At 72.8% G+C, this 15110-nt stretch carries 14 protein-coding genes; 4 read left to right on the top strand and 10 right to left on the bottom strand.

Annotated features, from left to right (window positions below; all coding sequences use genetic code 11):
* The first annotated feature begins 44 nt into the window (after positions 1–44).
* Positions 45–1007 carry a LysR family transcriptional regulator gene (locus tag CXR44_RS39115; protein ID WP_180903776.1) on the top strand — a complete coding sequence of 321 codons (963 nt, stop codon included), beginning with the start codon at positions 45–47 and terminating at the stop codon, positions 1005–1007.
* A gap of 87 nt (positions 1008–1094) precedes the next feature.
* On the opposite strand, the gene CXR44_RS30620 is transcribed toward CXR44_RS39115, so the two are convergent.
* From CXR44_RS30620 to CXR44_RS30640, 5 genes are read right to left on the bottom strand one after another with little or no spacing between them, the layout of a single operon-like run.
* A complete protein-coding gene (locus CXR44_RS30620; RefSeq protein WP_180903777.1) occupies positions 1095–2249 on the bottom strand; it encodes a PLP-dependent cysteine synthase family protein in 1155 nt (384 codons plus the stop codon).
* Positions 2246–2662: an OsmC family protein gene (locus tag CXR44_RS30625; protein ID WP_101789623.1), complete on the bottom strand. Its 417-nt coding sequence runs from the start codon at positions 2660–2662 to the stop codon at positions 2246–2248. Before CXR44_RS30625 ends, CXR44_RS30620 begins: the two co-directional genes overlap by 4 nt.
* Before the next feature lie 8 nt (positions 2663–2670).
* Positions 2671–3744, bottom strand: coding sequence for an S-methyl thiohydantoin desulfurase family protein (locus CXR44_RS30630; protein ID WP_101789624.1), 1074 nt, complete (start codon positions 3742–3744; stop codon positions 2671–2673).
* Between the two features lie 2 nt (positions 3745–3746).
* Positions 3747–5300: a hydantoinase/oxoprolinase N-terminal domain-containing protein gene (locus CXR44_RS30635; protein ID WP_101789625.1), complete on the bottom strand. Its 1554-nt coding sequence runs from the start codon at positions 5298–5300 to the stop codon at positions 3747–3749.
* A 10-nt stretch (positions 5301–5310) separates the two neighbouring features.
* Complete coding sequence (locus CXR44_RS30640) at positions 5311–6645, bottom strand: purine-cytosine permease family protein (RefSeq protein ID WP_101789626.1); 1335 nt, start codon at positions 6643–6645, stop codon at positions 5311–5313.
* Positions 6646–6792: 147 nt separating this feature from the next.
* Between CXR44_RS30640 and CXR44_RS30645 the strand changes: the two genes are divergently transcribed.
* Both CXR44_RS30645 and CXR44_RS30650 read left to right on the top strand, forming a co-directional pair.
* Positions 6793–7848: an S-methyl thiohydantoin desulfurase family protein gene (locus tag CXR44_RS30645; RefSeq protein WP_180903778.1), complete on the top strand. Its 1056-nt coding sequence runs from the start codon at positions 6793–6795 to the stop codon at positions 7846–7848.
* Positions 7845–9431, top strand: a complete 1587-nt coding sequence (locus tag CXR44_RS30650; protein ID WP_101789628.1) for a helix-turn-helix domain-containing protein — start codon at positions 7845–7847, stop codon at positions 9429–9431. The genes CXR44_RS30645 and CXR44_RS30650 overlap by 4 nt, the downstream gene beginning before the upstream one ends.
* A gap of 353 nt (positions 9432–9784) precedes the next feature.
* Here CXR44_RS30650 and CXR44_RS30660 read toward each other — a convergent pair whose 3' ends face one another.
* Together CXR44_RS30660 and CXR44_RS30665 are read right to left on the bottom strand one after the other, a co-directional pair.
* Entirely contained in the window at positions 9785–11116 is a 1332-nt protein-coding gene (locus tag CXR44_RS30660) for a serine hydrolase (RefSeq protein WP_245899584.1), read from the bottom strand.
* A 124-nt stretch (positions 11117–11240) separates the two neighbouring features.
* The gene (locus CXR44_RS30665) at positions 11241–11786 is read right to left on the bottom strand and encodes a CGNR zinc finger domain-containing protein (protein WP_101789630.1); all 546 of its coding nucleotides are present in this window, start codon (positions 11784–11786) and stop codon (positions 11241–11243) included.
* Positions 11787–11871: 85 nt separating this feature from the next.
* Here CXR44_RS30665 and CXR44_RS30670 point away from each other — a divergent pair, with 85 nt between their 5' ends.
* Positions 11872–12747, top strand: a complete 876-nt coding sequence (locus CXR44_RS30670; RefSeq protein WP_101789631.1) for an alpha/beta fold hydrolase — start codon at positions 11872–11874, stop codon at positions 12745–12747.
* A 3-nt stretch (positions 12748–12750) separates the two neighbouring features.
* Here CXR44_RS30670 and CXR44_RS30675 read toward each other — a convergent pair whose 3' ends face one another.
* From CXR44_RS30675 to CXR44_RS30685, 3 genes are all read right to left on the bottom strand, one after another.
* On the bottom strand, positions 12751–13161 hold the full coding sequence (locus tag CXR44_RS30675; RefSeq protein WP_342748613.1) for a phosphatase domain-containing protein: 411 nt from the start codon (positions 13159–13161) through the stop codon (positions 12751–12753).
* A 137-nt stretch (positions 13162–13298) separates the two neighbouring features.
* A complete protein-coding gene (locus CXR44_RS30680) occupies positions 13299–13883 on the bottom strand; it encodes a CGNR zinc finger domain-containing protein (RefSeq protein ID WP_101789632.1) in 585 nt (194 codons plus the stop codon).
* Between the two features lie 154 nt (positions 13884–14037).
* Positions 14038–15090: a hypothetical protein gene (locus CXR44_RS30685; RefSeq protein ID WP_101789633.1), complete on the bottom strand. Its 1053-nt coding sequence runs from the start codon at positions 15088–15090 to the stop codon at positions 14038–14040.
* Positions 15091–15110: the final 20 nt, after the last annotated feature.

Consider the following 15110-nt stretch of genomic DNA (forward strand, 5'->3'; position numbering starts at 1 on the left):
GTAGCCCTGAAGGTCTTGGCGCTGACCCAAGCGATACTTATGGCATGAGCTCCGGTCTGGACGCACAACGGCTGCTGATCTTCCGGGAGATCGCGCGGGCCGGCTCCCTGGCGAGCGCGGCCCGGTCGCTCGGATGGACCCAGCCCGCGGTCAGCCAGCACCTGCGCCACCTCGAACGCCAGGCGGGCACTCCTCTCGTGCTGCGCCGCCCGCGCGGCGTCCAGCTCACCGAGGCGGGGCAGACGCTGCTGCGTCATGCCGAGGCCATCGCCACCCGGCTGCGCCTGGCCGCGGACGAGCTCGACGCGCTGGTACGGCTCAGCGCCGGGACGGTGCGGCTGGCCGCCTTCCCCTCGGCGGGCGCCACCGTCGTCCCCGCCGCGATGGGCCTGCTCGCCGACCGCCATCCCGGCCTCGACGTCCGGCTCCGCGAGGCCGAGCCTCCGCAGGCGCTCGCCCTGCTGGCGGCGGGCGAGGTGGACCTCGCGGTCACCTTCTCCCACCCCGCCCCGCGCCCGGACGCGGCTTCCGGGTCCGGCGCGGCCCTCACCCCGGAGCCGGAGACGGTCGGAGCCTCGGACCTGGTGCGGATGGTGGTCGGTGAGGATCCGCTGATGCTCGTCCTGCCCCGCTCGCACCCGTGCGCGGAGCCGGCGGACGTGCCGCTCCCGCTGGGTGAGCTGGCCGGCGAGAAGTGGGTGGGCGGGTGCGAGCGGTGCACGGCCAACCTGCTCGCCGTGTGCGCGGGCGCCGGGTTCGTACCGGACATCCGGCACGGCTCCGACGACTACGTGCTCACCCAGGCCCTGATCGCCCGCGGCCTGGCCGTGGGGCTGCTTCCCCGGCTGGCCCTCGACGCGGCCCTCGACCCGGGCGTCGCCGTCCGCCCGACCGCCGGGCTCCGGCCGCGTGTCCTGTACGTGTCGCACCACCGCGACGCCGACCGTGTTCCCGCCGTCCGCGGGGCCGTACGAGCCCTGCTGGACGCCATGGCCGCCCCCGTGTGAGCCGCGCCCGCCCACTCCCCCGGGACGCCGGATGACCCGGGTGCCCGCCAGGACGCGGGACCGGCCGACGCGGCCGAGCGCCGCCCGCTATTCGGCCTCGACGTCATGGCGGGACCGGATAGCCGGTGGGCCGTCCGGCCAGACGCCCTCGGTCATGGCTGTTTCGACGACCGGGGCGTACGCCGCGACGTCGAGGCCCTGGGCGTGCTGCCAGGCCGGGTCGAAACAGGAGCTGGTGTACCGTTCGCCCTTGTCACACCAGAGGGTGACCACGCTGCCGGTCTCTCCAGCCGCCCGCATCTCGCAGACGGTGCGCAGCGCGCCGTAGAGGTTCGTACCGGTGGACGGGCCGGCGAAGAAGCCGGTGAGCCGGTGGAACACCTCGGCCGCGGCGATCGAGGCGGCGTCCGGCACCTGGATCATCCGGTCGATCACGCCGGGCACGAAACTCGGCTCGACGCCGGGCCGACCGATCCCCTCGATGCGCGACCCCCGTCCGGTCCGGTACCCGGGGTCCTGCATGTCCCACGAGGGGAAGTAGGCGCTGTTCTCCGGGTCGACGACGCAGAGCAGGGTGGAGTGGCGGCGGTGGCGGAGGTACCGGCCGATGGTGGCGCTCGTGCCGCCGGTGCCGGCCCCGACGACGATCCAGCGGGGTTCCGGGTACGGCTCGTGGCGTAGTTGGCCGAACGTCGACTCGGCGATGTTGTTGTTGCCTCGCCAGTCGGTGGCGCGTTCCGCGTAGGTGAACTGGTCCATGTAGTGGCCGCCCAGCCGCTCGGCCAGGCGGCGTGACTCGCCGTCCGCCATGGTGGGGTCGTCGACCAGGTGGCAGGTGCCGCCGTGCCGTTGGATGAGGGCGATCTTCTCGGCGCTGGTGTTGCGTGGGATGACCGCGATGAAGGGCAGGCCGAGCAGCCGGGCGAAGTAGGCCTCGCTGATCGCGGTCGAGCCGCTGGAGGATTCGATGACCGGGGTGCCCTCGTTGAGCCAGCCGTTGCAGACGGCGTACAGGAACAGGGAACGGGCCAGCCTGTGCTTGAGGCTGCCGGTCGGGTGGCTGGACTCGTCCTTCAGGTACAGCAGGACGTCCCAGCCCGGCGGCAGCGGGACCCGGTGCAGGTGGGTGTCGGCGGTGCGGCCGCTCTCGGCTTCGAGCGTGGCCACGGCCCAGTTCGTCCACCGGCGGGCGGCGGGGCTGTGGCGTCGGGTGTCCTGCAGGACGTCGACGGTCGTGGTCACGGCTGCCCGCCGGTCGGAGCGGCACCGGTCTCGGCTCGTACGACGAGTTCGGGGTGATGTTCCATGGTGTTGTGCACCTTGCACCGGTCGCCGGCCCGGACCAGCGACTGGACCTGCGCCTCGGTCAGGTGTCCTGGCAGCTCATAGGTGATGTCGATGCGGCTCATGCGCATCGGACGGGCGGCGCTTTCCGCCGTCACCCGCACGCCGGCGCCGCTGACGTCGATCTGGTTGGTCTGCGCGTAGCTCATCAACGTGGCCAGCATGCAGGCGCCGAGCCCGGCCAGGAAGAGCTCCGTGGCCAGCCAGGAGCCGTCCTCGGGGTTCCAGGCGGTTGTCAGGTCGGTGCGGCCATTGGTGATGTTCAGTGAGAGCCCGTCGGCGTGGCGGACGTGGACAAGGTAGTCGGACATGATGACAGTCACCTTTCGGACGGGACGACGGGGACGTAGGGGTGGTCGTAGCCGAAGTAGGCGGGGCCGACGAGGGCCAGGCCCTCGGCGGTGCGCCAGCGCGGGTGGCAGGGCAGGGCGAGCACGACGACGCGGAAGCCGTAGCGCATGGCCTCGGTGGTGACCGGCTCGCCGGTGTCGGCGTCCAGGACGCAGATGAGATCGGGCACGGAGGCCACGACCTCGCCGTCCCTGTCGGCCACGAGGTGCTCGTTCTGGAAGGACAGGACCATCCGGGATCCGCTGTCGGCGCCGATGCCGTCGAGGCGGGCGGAGCCGCGGGCGAATCCGCCGCTCGTCTGCCGGACCACGTCGGCGACCTTGCCGGTGAACAGCACACTGCCGCCCAGCTCGGCGGCCAGTGTCCGGGCGACGTCGCGGTGCTCGTCGCGGCACCTCGTGATGGTGGCGCCGATCCAGAGCGCCTGGCTGAGGGTGTCCGGGACGAGCGCGCGTCGTGCCTGGGGGCCCGTCATGGGATACAGCGCAATGGAAGCCGAACACCCCATGTCGACGGTGGCGGAGCGGGCCAGGCGCTCGGCCCACGGGTTGTCGATGGTCTCCAGGGCGACCGTGTTGCCCTTCTCGTCCACCATCGCCATGGGAGTGGCGGCGATGCCGTCGAGGGTGGCGAGCACCATCTGCAGCTCGGGGAAGGCGCGGCCCATGCCGTCGCCGTCGATGAGCGGCAGTCCCGACGTCGCCGCGGCGATGATGGGGGTCATGGAGTTGAGGCCGCCCGCCTCCAGGCACGCGACGTGGGTGACCTTGCGCCCCGCCACCGCCTCGACCGCGTACAGGGCGCGGGCGAGCTCATCGCCGGAAGGGGGCTTCTCGACGATGACCGTGGGCGCCCCCATGATGGCGACCGGGACGACGAATGCATCGTCGGGCACGTCCTCCAGCGCCACCGTGGTCACGGGGCCGTAGCGGTCGATCATGTTCTCGGCCAGCAGCCTGCCGACGTGCGGGTCCCCGCCTCCGCCGGCGCCGAGGATGGCCGCTCCGCGGGCGATGTCCCGCACGTCCCTGCTCTCGATCATGTTCACCGGGATCCTCCGAAAATCAGGTCACCGACGGCCTTGACGCGCACGCGGACCGCGTTGCCCGGCAGGTAGGCCATGGGGAGCTCGTCGATCTCGACGATGCGGACGCTGTCGGGCGTGGCGCCTGCCAGCAGGGCCTTCTGGCGCGCTTCGGCGCTCGCCTCGGCCAGGATGTCCTCGCGGTCGAGGTCCTGGCCGGAGTACACCTTGTCCACCTCGCCGCCGACCTGGGCGATGGCCGCGCCGATGGCGTTGGCGACGGCGAAGTGCTCCGGGCGGACCACGGCGTCGAATCCCGGCATCTCGTCGGGCAGCAGCACGCTGCCGCCGCCGACGAGCACCATGGGGACAGGCTCGGCGGAGGTACGCATCGAGTCGGCGAGCGCGGCGACCCGCTCGGCGACCACCTGCTGGCACCGCCTGACCTCCGTCCGGTTCAGGTGAGCCACCCGAGAGGGGTCTCCCAGCCGCACCCGCCCGCCCGCGACGGCGATGTCGGTGGCGGTCAGGGTGGAGCCGCCGAACACCATGGCCTCCTGGTGGATGCGGAACCCGACGCTCTCCGGGCCGATGACGGGCGTGTCGCCGAGGGTGACGCGGCTGCCCCCGCCGATACCGACGGACACCACGTCCGGCATGCGGAAGTTGGTGCGCACCCCGCCGATGTCGACTTCGGTCGTGGCGGGCCGTGGGAAGCCGCCGACCACGGCGCCCACGTCGGTGGTCGTGCCGCCGACGTCGACCACGATGCAGTCGGACAATCCGGACAGCACCGCGGCGCCGCGCATGGAGTTGGTGGGGCCCGCGGCGAACGTCGCGACGGGATAGCGGCGCACGTAGTCGACGTCCATGAGCGTCCCGTCGTTCTGCGACAGGTAGAGCGGCGCGTCGATGCCGGCCTTGTCCAGCGCCTTGAGGAAGGCGTTGGTGATCTGCTCGGCCACGGGGAGCAGGGAGGCGTTGATGACGGTGGCGTTCTCACGTTCGAGCAGCCCCACCCGGCCTATCTCGTGGGAGAGCGACACGCGCAGTCCGGGCAGTTCGGCGCGAAGGATCTCCGCCGCGCGGAGCTCCATCTCGGCGTTGACCGGGGAGAAGATCGAGGTGATGGCGGCGGAGCTGACGCCCTTGGCGGCCAGGTCGCCGGCCACGCGCCTGAGTTCGTCCTCGTTCAGCGGCGAGATCTCCCTGCCGTCGAACTCGTGGCCGCCGCTGCAGAGGTAGACGTGGTCGCCGAGGGCCAGGCGGAGCCGTCGCGGCCAGGCCGTCAGCGGCGGGACGCCGGCCGCGGCCGGCAGTCCCAGGCGGATGACGGCGGTGGAGGCCAGCCCGCGGGCTTGGACGACGGCGTTGGTGAAGTGGGTGGTGCCGATCGCGACGGCGTCGATGTCCTGCGGGTCGAACGGCCGACCGGCGGCGAGGTCGTCCAGCGCCCCGATGATGCCCGAGGTCACGTCGTGCGTGGTCGGGTTCTTGACGGCTTCCAGGACGTGTGTGTGGTCCATGAGGACCGCATCGGTGTTGGTCCCTCCGACGTCGATGCCGATGTGCATGGCTGATACCTCAATCCTGGTGGGCGGGGGCGGTGACAGCGGTCTTCGAGCGGGCGGCGATGATCTTGCCGAGTGCCGCGTACACCACGAATCCGGTCACCAGCGAGTTGACGGCTGGGATGCCGGCCTCGATGGTGTAGCCGACCAGCGCGGCGAGCGCCCAGGCCAGCAGGCTGATGGGCACCCAGTCGGGTGCGGAGTCGGGCAGCGCGCCGCGGGCGGCCGATTCGGCCAGCGGCTTGCGCCAGGTGCGGACGACGAAGTACTCGGCGATCATGATCCCGGCCACGGGCGGGGTGAGGATGCCGATGAAGGTCAGGAGCGGTACGAAGTGTGTCAGGATGCCGGCGGCCGACAGGACGGAGCCGACGGCGCCGATGGCCAGAGTCACGCCGGCTCGGCTGAGTCTCTTGCCGAAGAGCACGTCGACGGCGTTGACCAGACCGAGGGACGACGAGTAGAGGTTCCAGTCGTTGATCTTCAGGATCGACGCGACCAGGACGACGGTTCCGACGATCCCACTGGACGTCGTGATGATCATGACGATGTCGCTGCTGCGGGCGGCGTGCGCGAGCAGGACGCCGATCAGGCCGACCACGTACTCGCCGAGGGTGACGCCGACGACGGTCTGCTTGACCACGTCGGCGACCGATCGGTTGTAACGGGTCATGTCCGGCGTCATCACGGCCCCGACGATGAAACCGCCGGCCACGATGGTCGCGCCCTGCGCCAGGGTCAGCGGCTGGCCCGGCGGTGGCGCGGAGATCAGGGCCCCGAGGTCGTGCTCCATGAGCTGCGATCCGATGGAGAACGCGGCCACCGCGAGGAAGGCGGGGACGGTCAGGTAAGCCGTCCAGGCCATCGAGCCGAACCCGTAGACCACGATGGCCGTGACGGCGGCACCGCCGAGCAGCGCCCACGCCCATACGGGCAGGGTCCCGACAAGCGAGTGGAGTCCGGACGCGAAGACGGCGTTCTGCACGCCGAACCAGCCGACGAGGCTGAGCGTGATGAGCAGGCCGATGACGGCCGAGCCCTTGCGGCCGAAGCCGCACCAGCGGGCCAGGACGGACGTCGAAAGCCCTTCACGCATTCCGGCGATCCCGACGAAGACCGTCACGATCTCCAGCAGGACGGATCCGACCGTGATGGCCAGGACGGCGTCCCAGAAGGTCATGCCCAGTCCGAGCGTGGCGCCCAGCAGGAACTGGGCGAGGGCTGACAGCTGGCCGAACCGCTGCGTGGCGACGGAGAACCACGAGTAGCGACGGTCGGCGGGCACGCGTTCCAGGGCGTAGTCGTCGTGTTCGCCGGCGCTCGCGGCGGGTACGGCTTGGCGGGTCATGAGACCTCCCGCGTGAGGGGTGTGACGGGCGTCACCGCCCGGTGGTGTTCGCCCCACAGTAAGAACGCAGGTCAGGCGGCGACAATGGGCAAAGTGCCAGGCCGCGGGGCATGGCCGGTGCAAGGTGCTGTGCCTATGCTGAGGCCTATGTACCTCAACGCGGCCGATGTCGAGGTTCTGGCGCTGGGCTGCACGTTCCTCGGCGCGGGTGGCGGAGGGTCCGTGGCGGCGGCCGCTCCGCTCCTGCGGCACACCCTGGAGGTCAACGGGACGCTGCCGGTCGTCTCCGCGTCCGCGCTGGACCCCGACGCGCGCGTCGCCTGCGTCGGCGCCGTCGGTTCCTCCACCGTCATGCTGGAGCGGCTGCCGAGCGGGGTGGAACTGGCGGCGGCTGTCCGGGCACTGGAGAGGCACACGGGAACGCGGTTCCAGGCCCTGCAGCCGCTGGAGATCGGCGGCGTCAACGGGCTGCTCGGCCTCGTCGCGGCGAGCCGGCTCGGGCTGCCGGCGATCGACGGCGACGCCATGGGCCGCGCCTACCCCCGGCTGGACCACACCGTGCTGATGGGTGTCGTCCCGGCCTCCCCGCTGGCGCTGGCCGACGCGGGCGGGGACGTCATGCTGGTGGACAGCGCCGGAGACCGCTCCGTCGAGCGGCTCGTCCGGGCGGTGCTGCCCGCCATGGGCGCCTGGGCCGCGGTCTGCCTGCACGCCGGGACGGCCGGGCAGTACGCGCGCCACGCCGTGCCCGCCTCCGTCAGCCGCGCCCTCACCCTGGGAAGGGCGTGGACCGGTCGACGGCGCGAGGACGGGGCCGACTTCCTGGCCGCCGCACAGGCGCGCCTGGTCTTCACCGGCACCGTGCTGGAGATCAGGAGGACCCGGTCCGCGACCGAGATCAGCGGCGTCATCTCCCTCGGTCACGCCTGTGAGGAGGACCGTTCCATGCGGATCGACTTCGCCAACGAGTACGTCGCCGCCTTCGACGACGGCGTTCCGGTGTCCACCGCCCCCGACATCACCTGCGTGCTCGACGCCCGCACCTGGGAGCCCGTCTCGGTGGAGCGGCTCGCCGTGCAGCAGCGTGTCCGAGTGATCCGCCTGCCCGCGCCCGAGACGCTGCGGCGGCCCCATCCGGGCCGGCTCGACCTGGGCCTGCGCGGGTACGGCATGGCCGAGGTCGGGACGGAGGCCCGGCCATGAGGGACGAGGCCGTACGGTTCCGGGATCTGCAGGCGCTCCCCACGCTCAACAGCGCGCGACTCGTCGGCGGCGGCGCCGGCCTGGACACCGTCGTCCGCGAGGTCGAGATCGTCGAGCCGGAGGCCGTCATGACCGCGGAACTGCCGCCCGCGGCGCTGATCGTCCTGCCGTTCGGGGACACCGACGGTCCCATCCACCAGGAGCACCTGCTCGATCTCATGCTCCGCCGCGCGCACCTCGCCAAGGTCTGTGCGATCATCGTCACCGGACATCACAGCGAGATCGCCACCGCCACCCGCCGGCTGGCCGACAAGTTCGCCATTCCCACCCTGGTGGCGCCCGACCGGCTGCCGGCGCTGCCCCTCGCGGTGCACCTGCGAACCGTCGTGCACGAGCCCCGGGTCGAGCGGAGCCGCATCCTGCACGCGCTGACATCCCGGCTGCGCACGCACGGCGAGAAACTCGACCAGATCGTGACCTGCCTGGCGACGACCCTCGACGCGGCAGCGACGGCGTGCACGGCCCAGGGAGCCGTCCTCAGCGGGGGCGAACCCGCCACCCCCGTACCGGACATCGTCTCCAGCCGTACGCTGTGCTCGTTCAAGACCGGCGACACGAGCATCGCGGTCCTCCCGGTCTCCGGGCTCGCGGGCTCGGCGGCCCTGTGGGTCGCCGTCGAGCGCGCCGGCGCCGGCGCCCTCTGGCGAGGAACCGCGGAGCTGTGCCTGTCGGTGGCGCACGGACCGCTGCTCGCCTGGCTGGCGCGCGAGCAACTCACGGCCGAGCGCGACGCCCGGCTGCGGGGCACCCTGCTGGCAGAGATCCTCGAACACGGGGGCGCGGTCACCAGCGCCGTCGCCGAACAGGCGGCCATGGCCGGCTGGGAGCTCGCCGGCTGGCATGTCGGACTGCACTTCCGCCTGAGCCACAGCGCGGGCCTGTCCACCTTCACGGTCGACACCCTGGCCCGCGAGCTGGCCGCCGCGCAGCTCTTCCCCGGTCCGCTCGTCGAACGCGCCGACGGCTGGTCCACCTGGATCACCAGCCCGCAGGCGGTGCCCGCCGACCACGCCCACAAGGTGGCCGGAAAGCTGACCCGGGCGTTGAAAGCCTTCCGCGACCGCAGGAGCGGCGTGACGGTGGCCGCAGGAGTGGGATCGCCGCAGCGGGACGCCAGCGGGATCGCCACGACCCTGGCCGAAGCTCGCCAGGCCGCCGTCATCGCCGCCTCGTCCGGGGACGGCATGGCGGTGCGGGTGGTGCAGGACCTGGGCGCGTCACGGCTGCTGCTCGGCTGGTACTCCTCCAGCGCCTTCCGCGACTACGCCGGCCAGATCCTGCGCCCGCTGCTGGATACCAGGGACAAGGACCTGATCGCGACGCTGGAGGCGTACCTGGACCGCTCCTGCTCGGCGATGCAGACCGGCCGGGTCCTGGGCATCCACCGGAACACCGTCTCCCAGCGGATGGCCAGAGCGGAGAAGCTCCTCGGCCTGTCGCTGAGCCAGGCCGACACCCGGCTCGCCGTACAGCTCGCGCTACGTGCGCTGCGAACCAGCGATCTGCCGACCCGCACCCGCTGACACCGGCACCGGCACCGGCGCCGGGAACACACCAGCAGAGGCATCGGCCACCCTGGCGGCGAGAGCCCGGCCCTGCCGCCGTGAGGCGGGCCGCGGGGGGCCGTATCGCAAGGTGCAGCGGCTGCGTCGGCGAGTTCGGCGTGGCCGACGTGCGCGCCGACGTCGTCGCCGTGGGCCACCTCTCGCACCGCCTCCAGCAGCCCGGGGAAGCGCACGACCAGATCATCGCGGCGCGACTCGACGAAGCAGCGGGTGCCTTCCTGGCAGGTCCGGGTCAGCCCGGCATCGTGCAGCACGCTGCTCGGGGGCGGTCGGTCATGTCCTCACGGTAGGCGATCGGCACCGGCCGGGTGTCAGGCGACCTTGGGTGTGGCCCGGACGCCGAGGTGGATGTACGGCGTGCCGTCGGGGAGCCGGTAGAAGACGACCGGCAGCCAGTCGGGCCGGCCGTCGGGGCGGCCGACGAAGGTGGCGTCGTCGACCGCGACGAGGTCGACGTCCAGCCGCGGCTGCCGGTCGGCCAGCGCGCCGGTGGGCTCGACGTGCAGCGTGAGCCGGCCGTCGCGGGCCGTCAGCTGCAGGCGCGCGCCCGTCCGCTCGTAGACGCCGGCGTGCCGTTCGACGTCCGTCTCGTACGGCTCGGCCGGCGGGCCCAGCTTCGGCGGCACGGCCAGGCCGAGCAGCTCGCCGAACAGCTCGGTGGCGAGGGCGTGCTGGAAGGCGGCGGTGTGGCCGCCGTTGGCCAGGACGCACACGGCCGTCGCGGTGTCGGGGATCGCCCACAGCATGGCCGCCTGGCCGATGGTGTTGCCGCCGTGGGAGATGACGCGGTGGCCCTGCCACTCGTCGAGGATCCAGCCGATGCCCCACTGCCTGCCCATGGTGTGCGGGTTGGGGATGTCGACCTGCGGCTCCCACAGGGCCCGCGGCCGGGCGAGCAGCAGACCGTCGGCGTCGAAGTGGGCGCGGGCGAAGGCGACGACATCGGCGGCGCGGGCGCTGACCAGCCCCGCGGGGCCGCAGGAGCGCATCAGGCCCCACATCGGGGCGGGCGCGCCGTCCAGGTGGCCCATGGCGGCGCGGAAGCGCAGCACGTCCTCGGGCAGGGTCCAGGTGTGGGTGAGGCCGAGCGGCTCGATGATCTGCTCGCGCAGCGCGGCGTCCCACACCGTGCCGGTCAGCCGTTCGACGACGCGGCCGGCGACGATGAAGCCGGAGTTGCAGTAGGACTGGGTGGCGCCGAGCGGGTGGTTCTGGGGGAGGTCGGCGCAGGCGGCGACGTACCTCTCGACGCAGTCGTCGCCGCGGCCGGTGTCGAGGAACAGGTCACCGTCGAGGCCGGAGGTGTGCGAGAGCAGGTGCCTGATGGTGACGGCCTCGGTCACCTCGGGGTCGGCGACCTTGAACTCGGGCAGGACTCGCGAGACCGGGGTGTCGAGGGTCAGCTCGCCCCGCTCGGCGAGGAGCATGATCTGGGTGGCGGTCCACACCTTGGTGATCGAGCCGATCTGGAACAGCGAGTCGGTGGTGGCGGGCACCCCGGTGGCCACGTTGAGCACCCCCGCGGCGAACTCGTGGATCTCTCCCTCGTACAGGAAGGCCAGGCTCGTGCCGGGGACCTCGTACTCGGTGGCCAGTTCGGCGAGCCGGGCGTGCCAGCGGCCCGGGTCCACTGCTGCGGTCACGGGTGGGTCCTTTCGTCGGTGGCGTGCCTTCCGACGGTAGGGGGCCTGCCGGGCGAAGGTAAGGGGCCTGCCGGGCGGTTCGCTCCGTCCGGGGCGACACGTCGGAACCCGTGAGGTCCGGACTTCAGGAGGGCCTATGCCGCTGGTAGTGGCGGGCGACGCGGGCGCGGTTGCCGCAGCGGGTGGCCGAGCACCAGCGGCGCCGCGGGTGGGCGGGCAGGAACAGCAGCACGCAGTCGCCGGCCGCGCACTGGCGGACGGTGGTGACGGCCGGGTCGGCCAGCAGCGCGGCGGCGGCCTCGGCGAGCCAGGCCGCCAGGCGTGGCCCGGCCGGACCGGCGCGCCGGCGGGTGGCGGTGACCGCGTCGCCGTTCCAGGCCAGCTCGGTGACGGCCGGGGCGGCGCGCTGCGCCTCGTTGAGCGCCGCGAGGGCGGCTTCGGGTGGCCGTCGGCCGTGGCGGGCGTGCTCCAGGGCGGTGGCCGTGTGCTCGCGTACGGCACGCACGGCGGCCAGGTCGGCATCGGTGAGCTCGCCGAACTCCTCGGGCAGCCGGTCCGACTGGAGCTCCAGCCAGGCGCGCAGGTCGCCGGGGGTGGCGAGCAGATCGCCCGTGGCCGGACGGGTGTTGACCAGGTCCAGCGGCAGGAGCTCCCCGGTGAGTGGCCTCATGCTTCTAATGGTACGCCCCCGGGTTGACACATTAGATGATCGGCGGCTAGACCTAATGCATCAGATACCCGGAAAGGCATTAGTCATGACGTTCCCGTTCGTCACCCGGACCGCGCACCGTCACCTCGACGTCGACGGGGTCCGCGTCTTCTACCGCGAGTCGCTGCCCGAGCGGCCCGACGCCCCCGTGCTGCTGCTCCTGCACGGCTTCCCCTCGGCGTCGCACCAGTTCCGCCGCCTCATCGACGCACTCGGCGGCCACTACCGGTTGATCGCTCCCGACTATCCGGGGTTCGGGCACACCGAGGCGCCGGACGGGTTCACGTACTCCTTCGACGGGCTCGCCGACGTGGTCGAGGGGTTCGTGGAGCGGCTCCGCCTGACGCGGTTCGTCATGTACGTCTTCGACTTCGGCGCGCCGGTCGGGTTCCGGCTCGCGACACGCCACCCCGAGTGGATCGCCGGCCTGGTCGTGCAGAACGGCAACGCCTACGAGGAGGGCCTGTCGGCGGGGGCCCGCGACTTCGTCGCGCTGCGCCCCGGCCAGGCGGGCGCCGAGGAGACGATCCGCGACCTGCTCACCCTGGAGGGGACCCGCGGCCAGTACGAGACCGGGGTCACCGACCCCGAGCGGGTCGCCCCCGACGGCTGGACGCTGGACCAGCACTTCCTCGACCTGCCCGGACGCAAGGAGGCCCAGGTCGCCCTCGCCTTCGACTACCACACCAACGTCGAGCGCTACGGCGAGTGGCAGGCGTGGCTGCGTGAGCACACCCCGCCCGCCCTCATCGTCTGGGGCGCCCGCGACCCGTTCTTCCCCGAGCCCGGCGCCCGCGCCTACCTGCGCGACCTGCCCGGGGCCGAACTCCACCTGTTCGAGACCGGCCACTTCGCACTGGAGGAGCACCTGCCGGAGATCGGCCCGCTCATCGCCGGTTTTCTCGACCGCGTCGCCACCTGACCGTCAGCCGCGGGGGAAGGCGACCACCCAGCGGCGCTGCCAGGGCGTCTCCACCGCCCGGGGGTGGTGGTGCGCCCGCGTCCAGGCGACGGCGTCGGCAGGGTCGAGCCCGGACAGGACCGCCAGGCAGGCGACCACGGTGCCGGTGCGTCCCACGCCGCCACCGCAGGCCACCTCGACGGCCTCACCGGCCCCGGCCCGCTCGTGCAGGGCGCCGATCCGCCGTATCGCCAGGTCACGGTCGCGGGGCAGCAGGAAGTCGGGCCAGTCGATCCACTCGTGCGGCCAGCGCAGTCCGTCCTCGTGGCGGCGGCGCAACCGGCCGGAGCCGAGATAGAGCCCGAAACCTGGGACCGCGCCGCCGGGCAGCGGGTTCCGCAGACCGCGGCCACGCACCCAGCGGCCGTCGGGCAACCGGATGGCTCCCTCCAGGGGAGGGCGACTCCCGGAACCCTCCGCCGGACCACCCGCCGGACCACCCGCCGGACCGTCCGCCGGGCCACTCCCCCGCCCACCGGCAGGGCCGTCCACCGAGCCGCTCATGGGATCGCTCATCGGACCGCGCTCCCCTCTCGGCGGCGGGCACGGTGCTCGGCGACGTTGCGGCGGTTGCCGCACAACTCCGGCGCGCAGTACGCGCGGCGGCCGCCCCGGCTGGGGTCGGCGAACACGCCCCGGCAGTCCGGAGCGGCGCAGCCGCGGAACCGGTCGTGGCCGAGGGCCCGGACGACCCCGAACAGCGCGATGCCGGCGAGCGCGGCCAGCTCGTCGGCGAGCGACGCGCCCGGGGCGGTGGGCACGTGCCACTGCCACCGGCCGTCACCGTCGCGACGCAGCACCGGGGCGAGACCGGCCCGGCGGGTCAGGACGGCCGCGCCCGCGACGGCCTGCTCCTCGGTCTCTGTCTCCATGATGCCGCGCACCTCCCGGCGCAGCAGGTGCACCTCGAACACGTCCTGCTCCGTGAGGCCGCCCGCCAGGGCGTCGGGCCGCAGGCCGTGCTCGGCGAGGAAGCCGGCCAGCGCCTCCGGACCGGTCAGGGCCTCGCCTCGGTGGGCCCGGACGGTCGGGGAGGTGTTGACCAGGTCGGTCGCCACCGCGGCCCCGGCCGCGTAGTCGGTTATGGGTATCAGCACCCGCCCAGTGTAACCGATATAATCGCCATATAACCCTTACACGTCGGTCCAGAGCGGGCTCAGCACGTCGAGCAGCTCGTGCCGGCCGGTGGCGTGGTCGAATCCCTCGTACTCGGCGAAACTCCGCCCCCACGATCGGCGAGCCCGCCGCCACTCATTCGACCCTCCAGTCCTCCTCCCGTGGTGGATAGGCGAATGTCTGGGGACCGGCCCAGCCCTCCGCGACGATGTGGTAGTCGTGCGAGGCTTCGCTGGCGGGGTGGTGGGGGCCGACGTCGACCGTGTCGGCGATCGACCAGTCTCCGTTGACCTGCTGCTCGATGACGTAGAGGAACTCGTTGAAGCCCAGGGAGGACGAGACGAACGTGTTGACGACGGTGAGAGAGCGCCGGCCCGCGGTCAGGGTCCGCGGGAGCTCGACGACCTGGTCCCGCCACTTGTAGGTGCCGTCGCCGGGCAGCTCCCGCCACACCCCGGCCGGGGCCCCGTTCACGGTGATGGTGGCGTACTGCGAGGCGACGCCCACATCCAGGCGGCGGATCAGGCGTACGCCGGTGCTGGCCGGATCAACGGATACGGTGAACCGGCTCGACCCGCCGGGGCCGAACGCGCGGCCGTCGTCGCTGACGAGGTGACCGGGCCCCGCGGAGCCACCCAAACCGTCGGACGCGTCGCGTCGCGACGCAGCCCGCTGATCGATGACGACGCTCACGGCCAGCGCCGCCGCCAGCACGGCCAGCGCCGCGGACACGGCAGCCCGACGCCGGCCCCGGCCGAGGACGCCCGCCGGCGCCGCCTCGCCAGGCCCGGCCGTCCGCGCAGCAGGCGCCGCGCCGCCGGGAGTCACGATCCCGCGCTCCTCCTCCCTCCCGGCGGGCATCCGGGTGACGCGCAGGCGCTCCCACGCCCGTTCCCAGGCCGGAAGCTGATCCTCGGGCACCTGGCACGCTCGCAGGAAGGCCACCATCAGCGCCTTCCTCGGAAAGCGCCGACCGGCCAGCATGTCCGCGCACGTCGCCCGCGGCAGGCGGGTCCCGCCCGCCCTGTCCGCCCGCAGCTGCAGCTCCCGCAGTGACGTGTCGGCCCGCGCGAACTGCTCGGCCAGCAGCCTCACCAGATCCTCGTGACAGGTCACGGACTCCACCGGGGACGGGGACGCCTGCCTGACGGCCCGGGCATCCTCGTCGCCGTCCGGATGCTCGCTCATCGCCTCAGTCCTCGCCCTTC

The organism is Nonomuraea indica, assembly GCF_002850745.1.
Lineage (GTDB): Bacteria > Actinomycetota > Actinomycetes > Streptosporangiales > Streptosporangiaceae > Nonomuraea > Nonomuraea indica.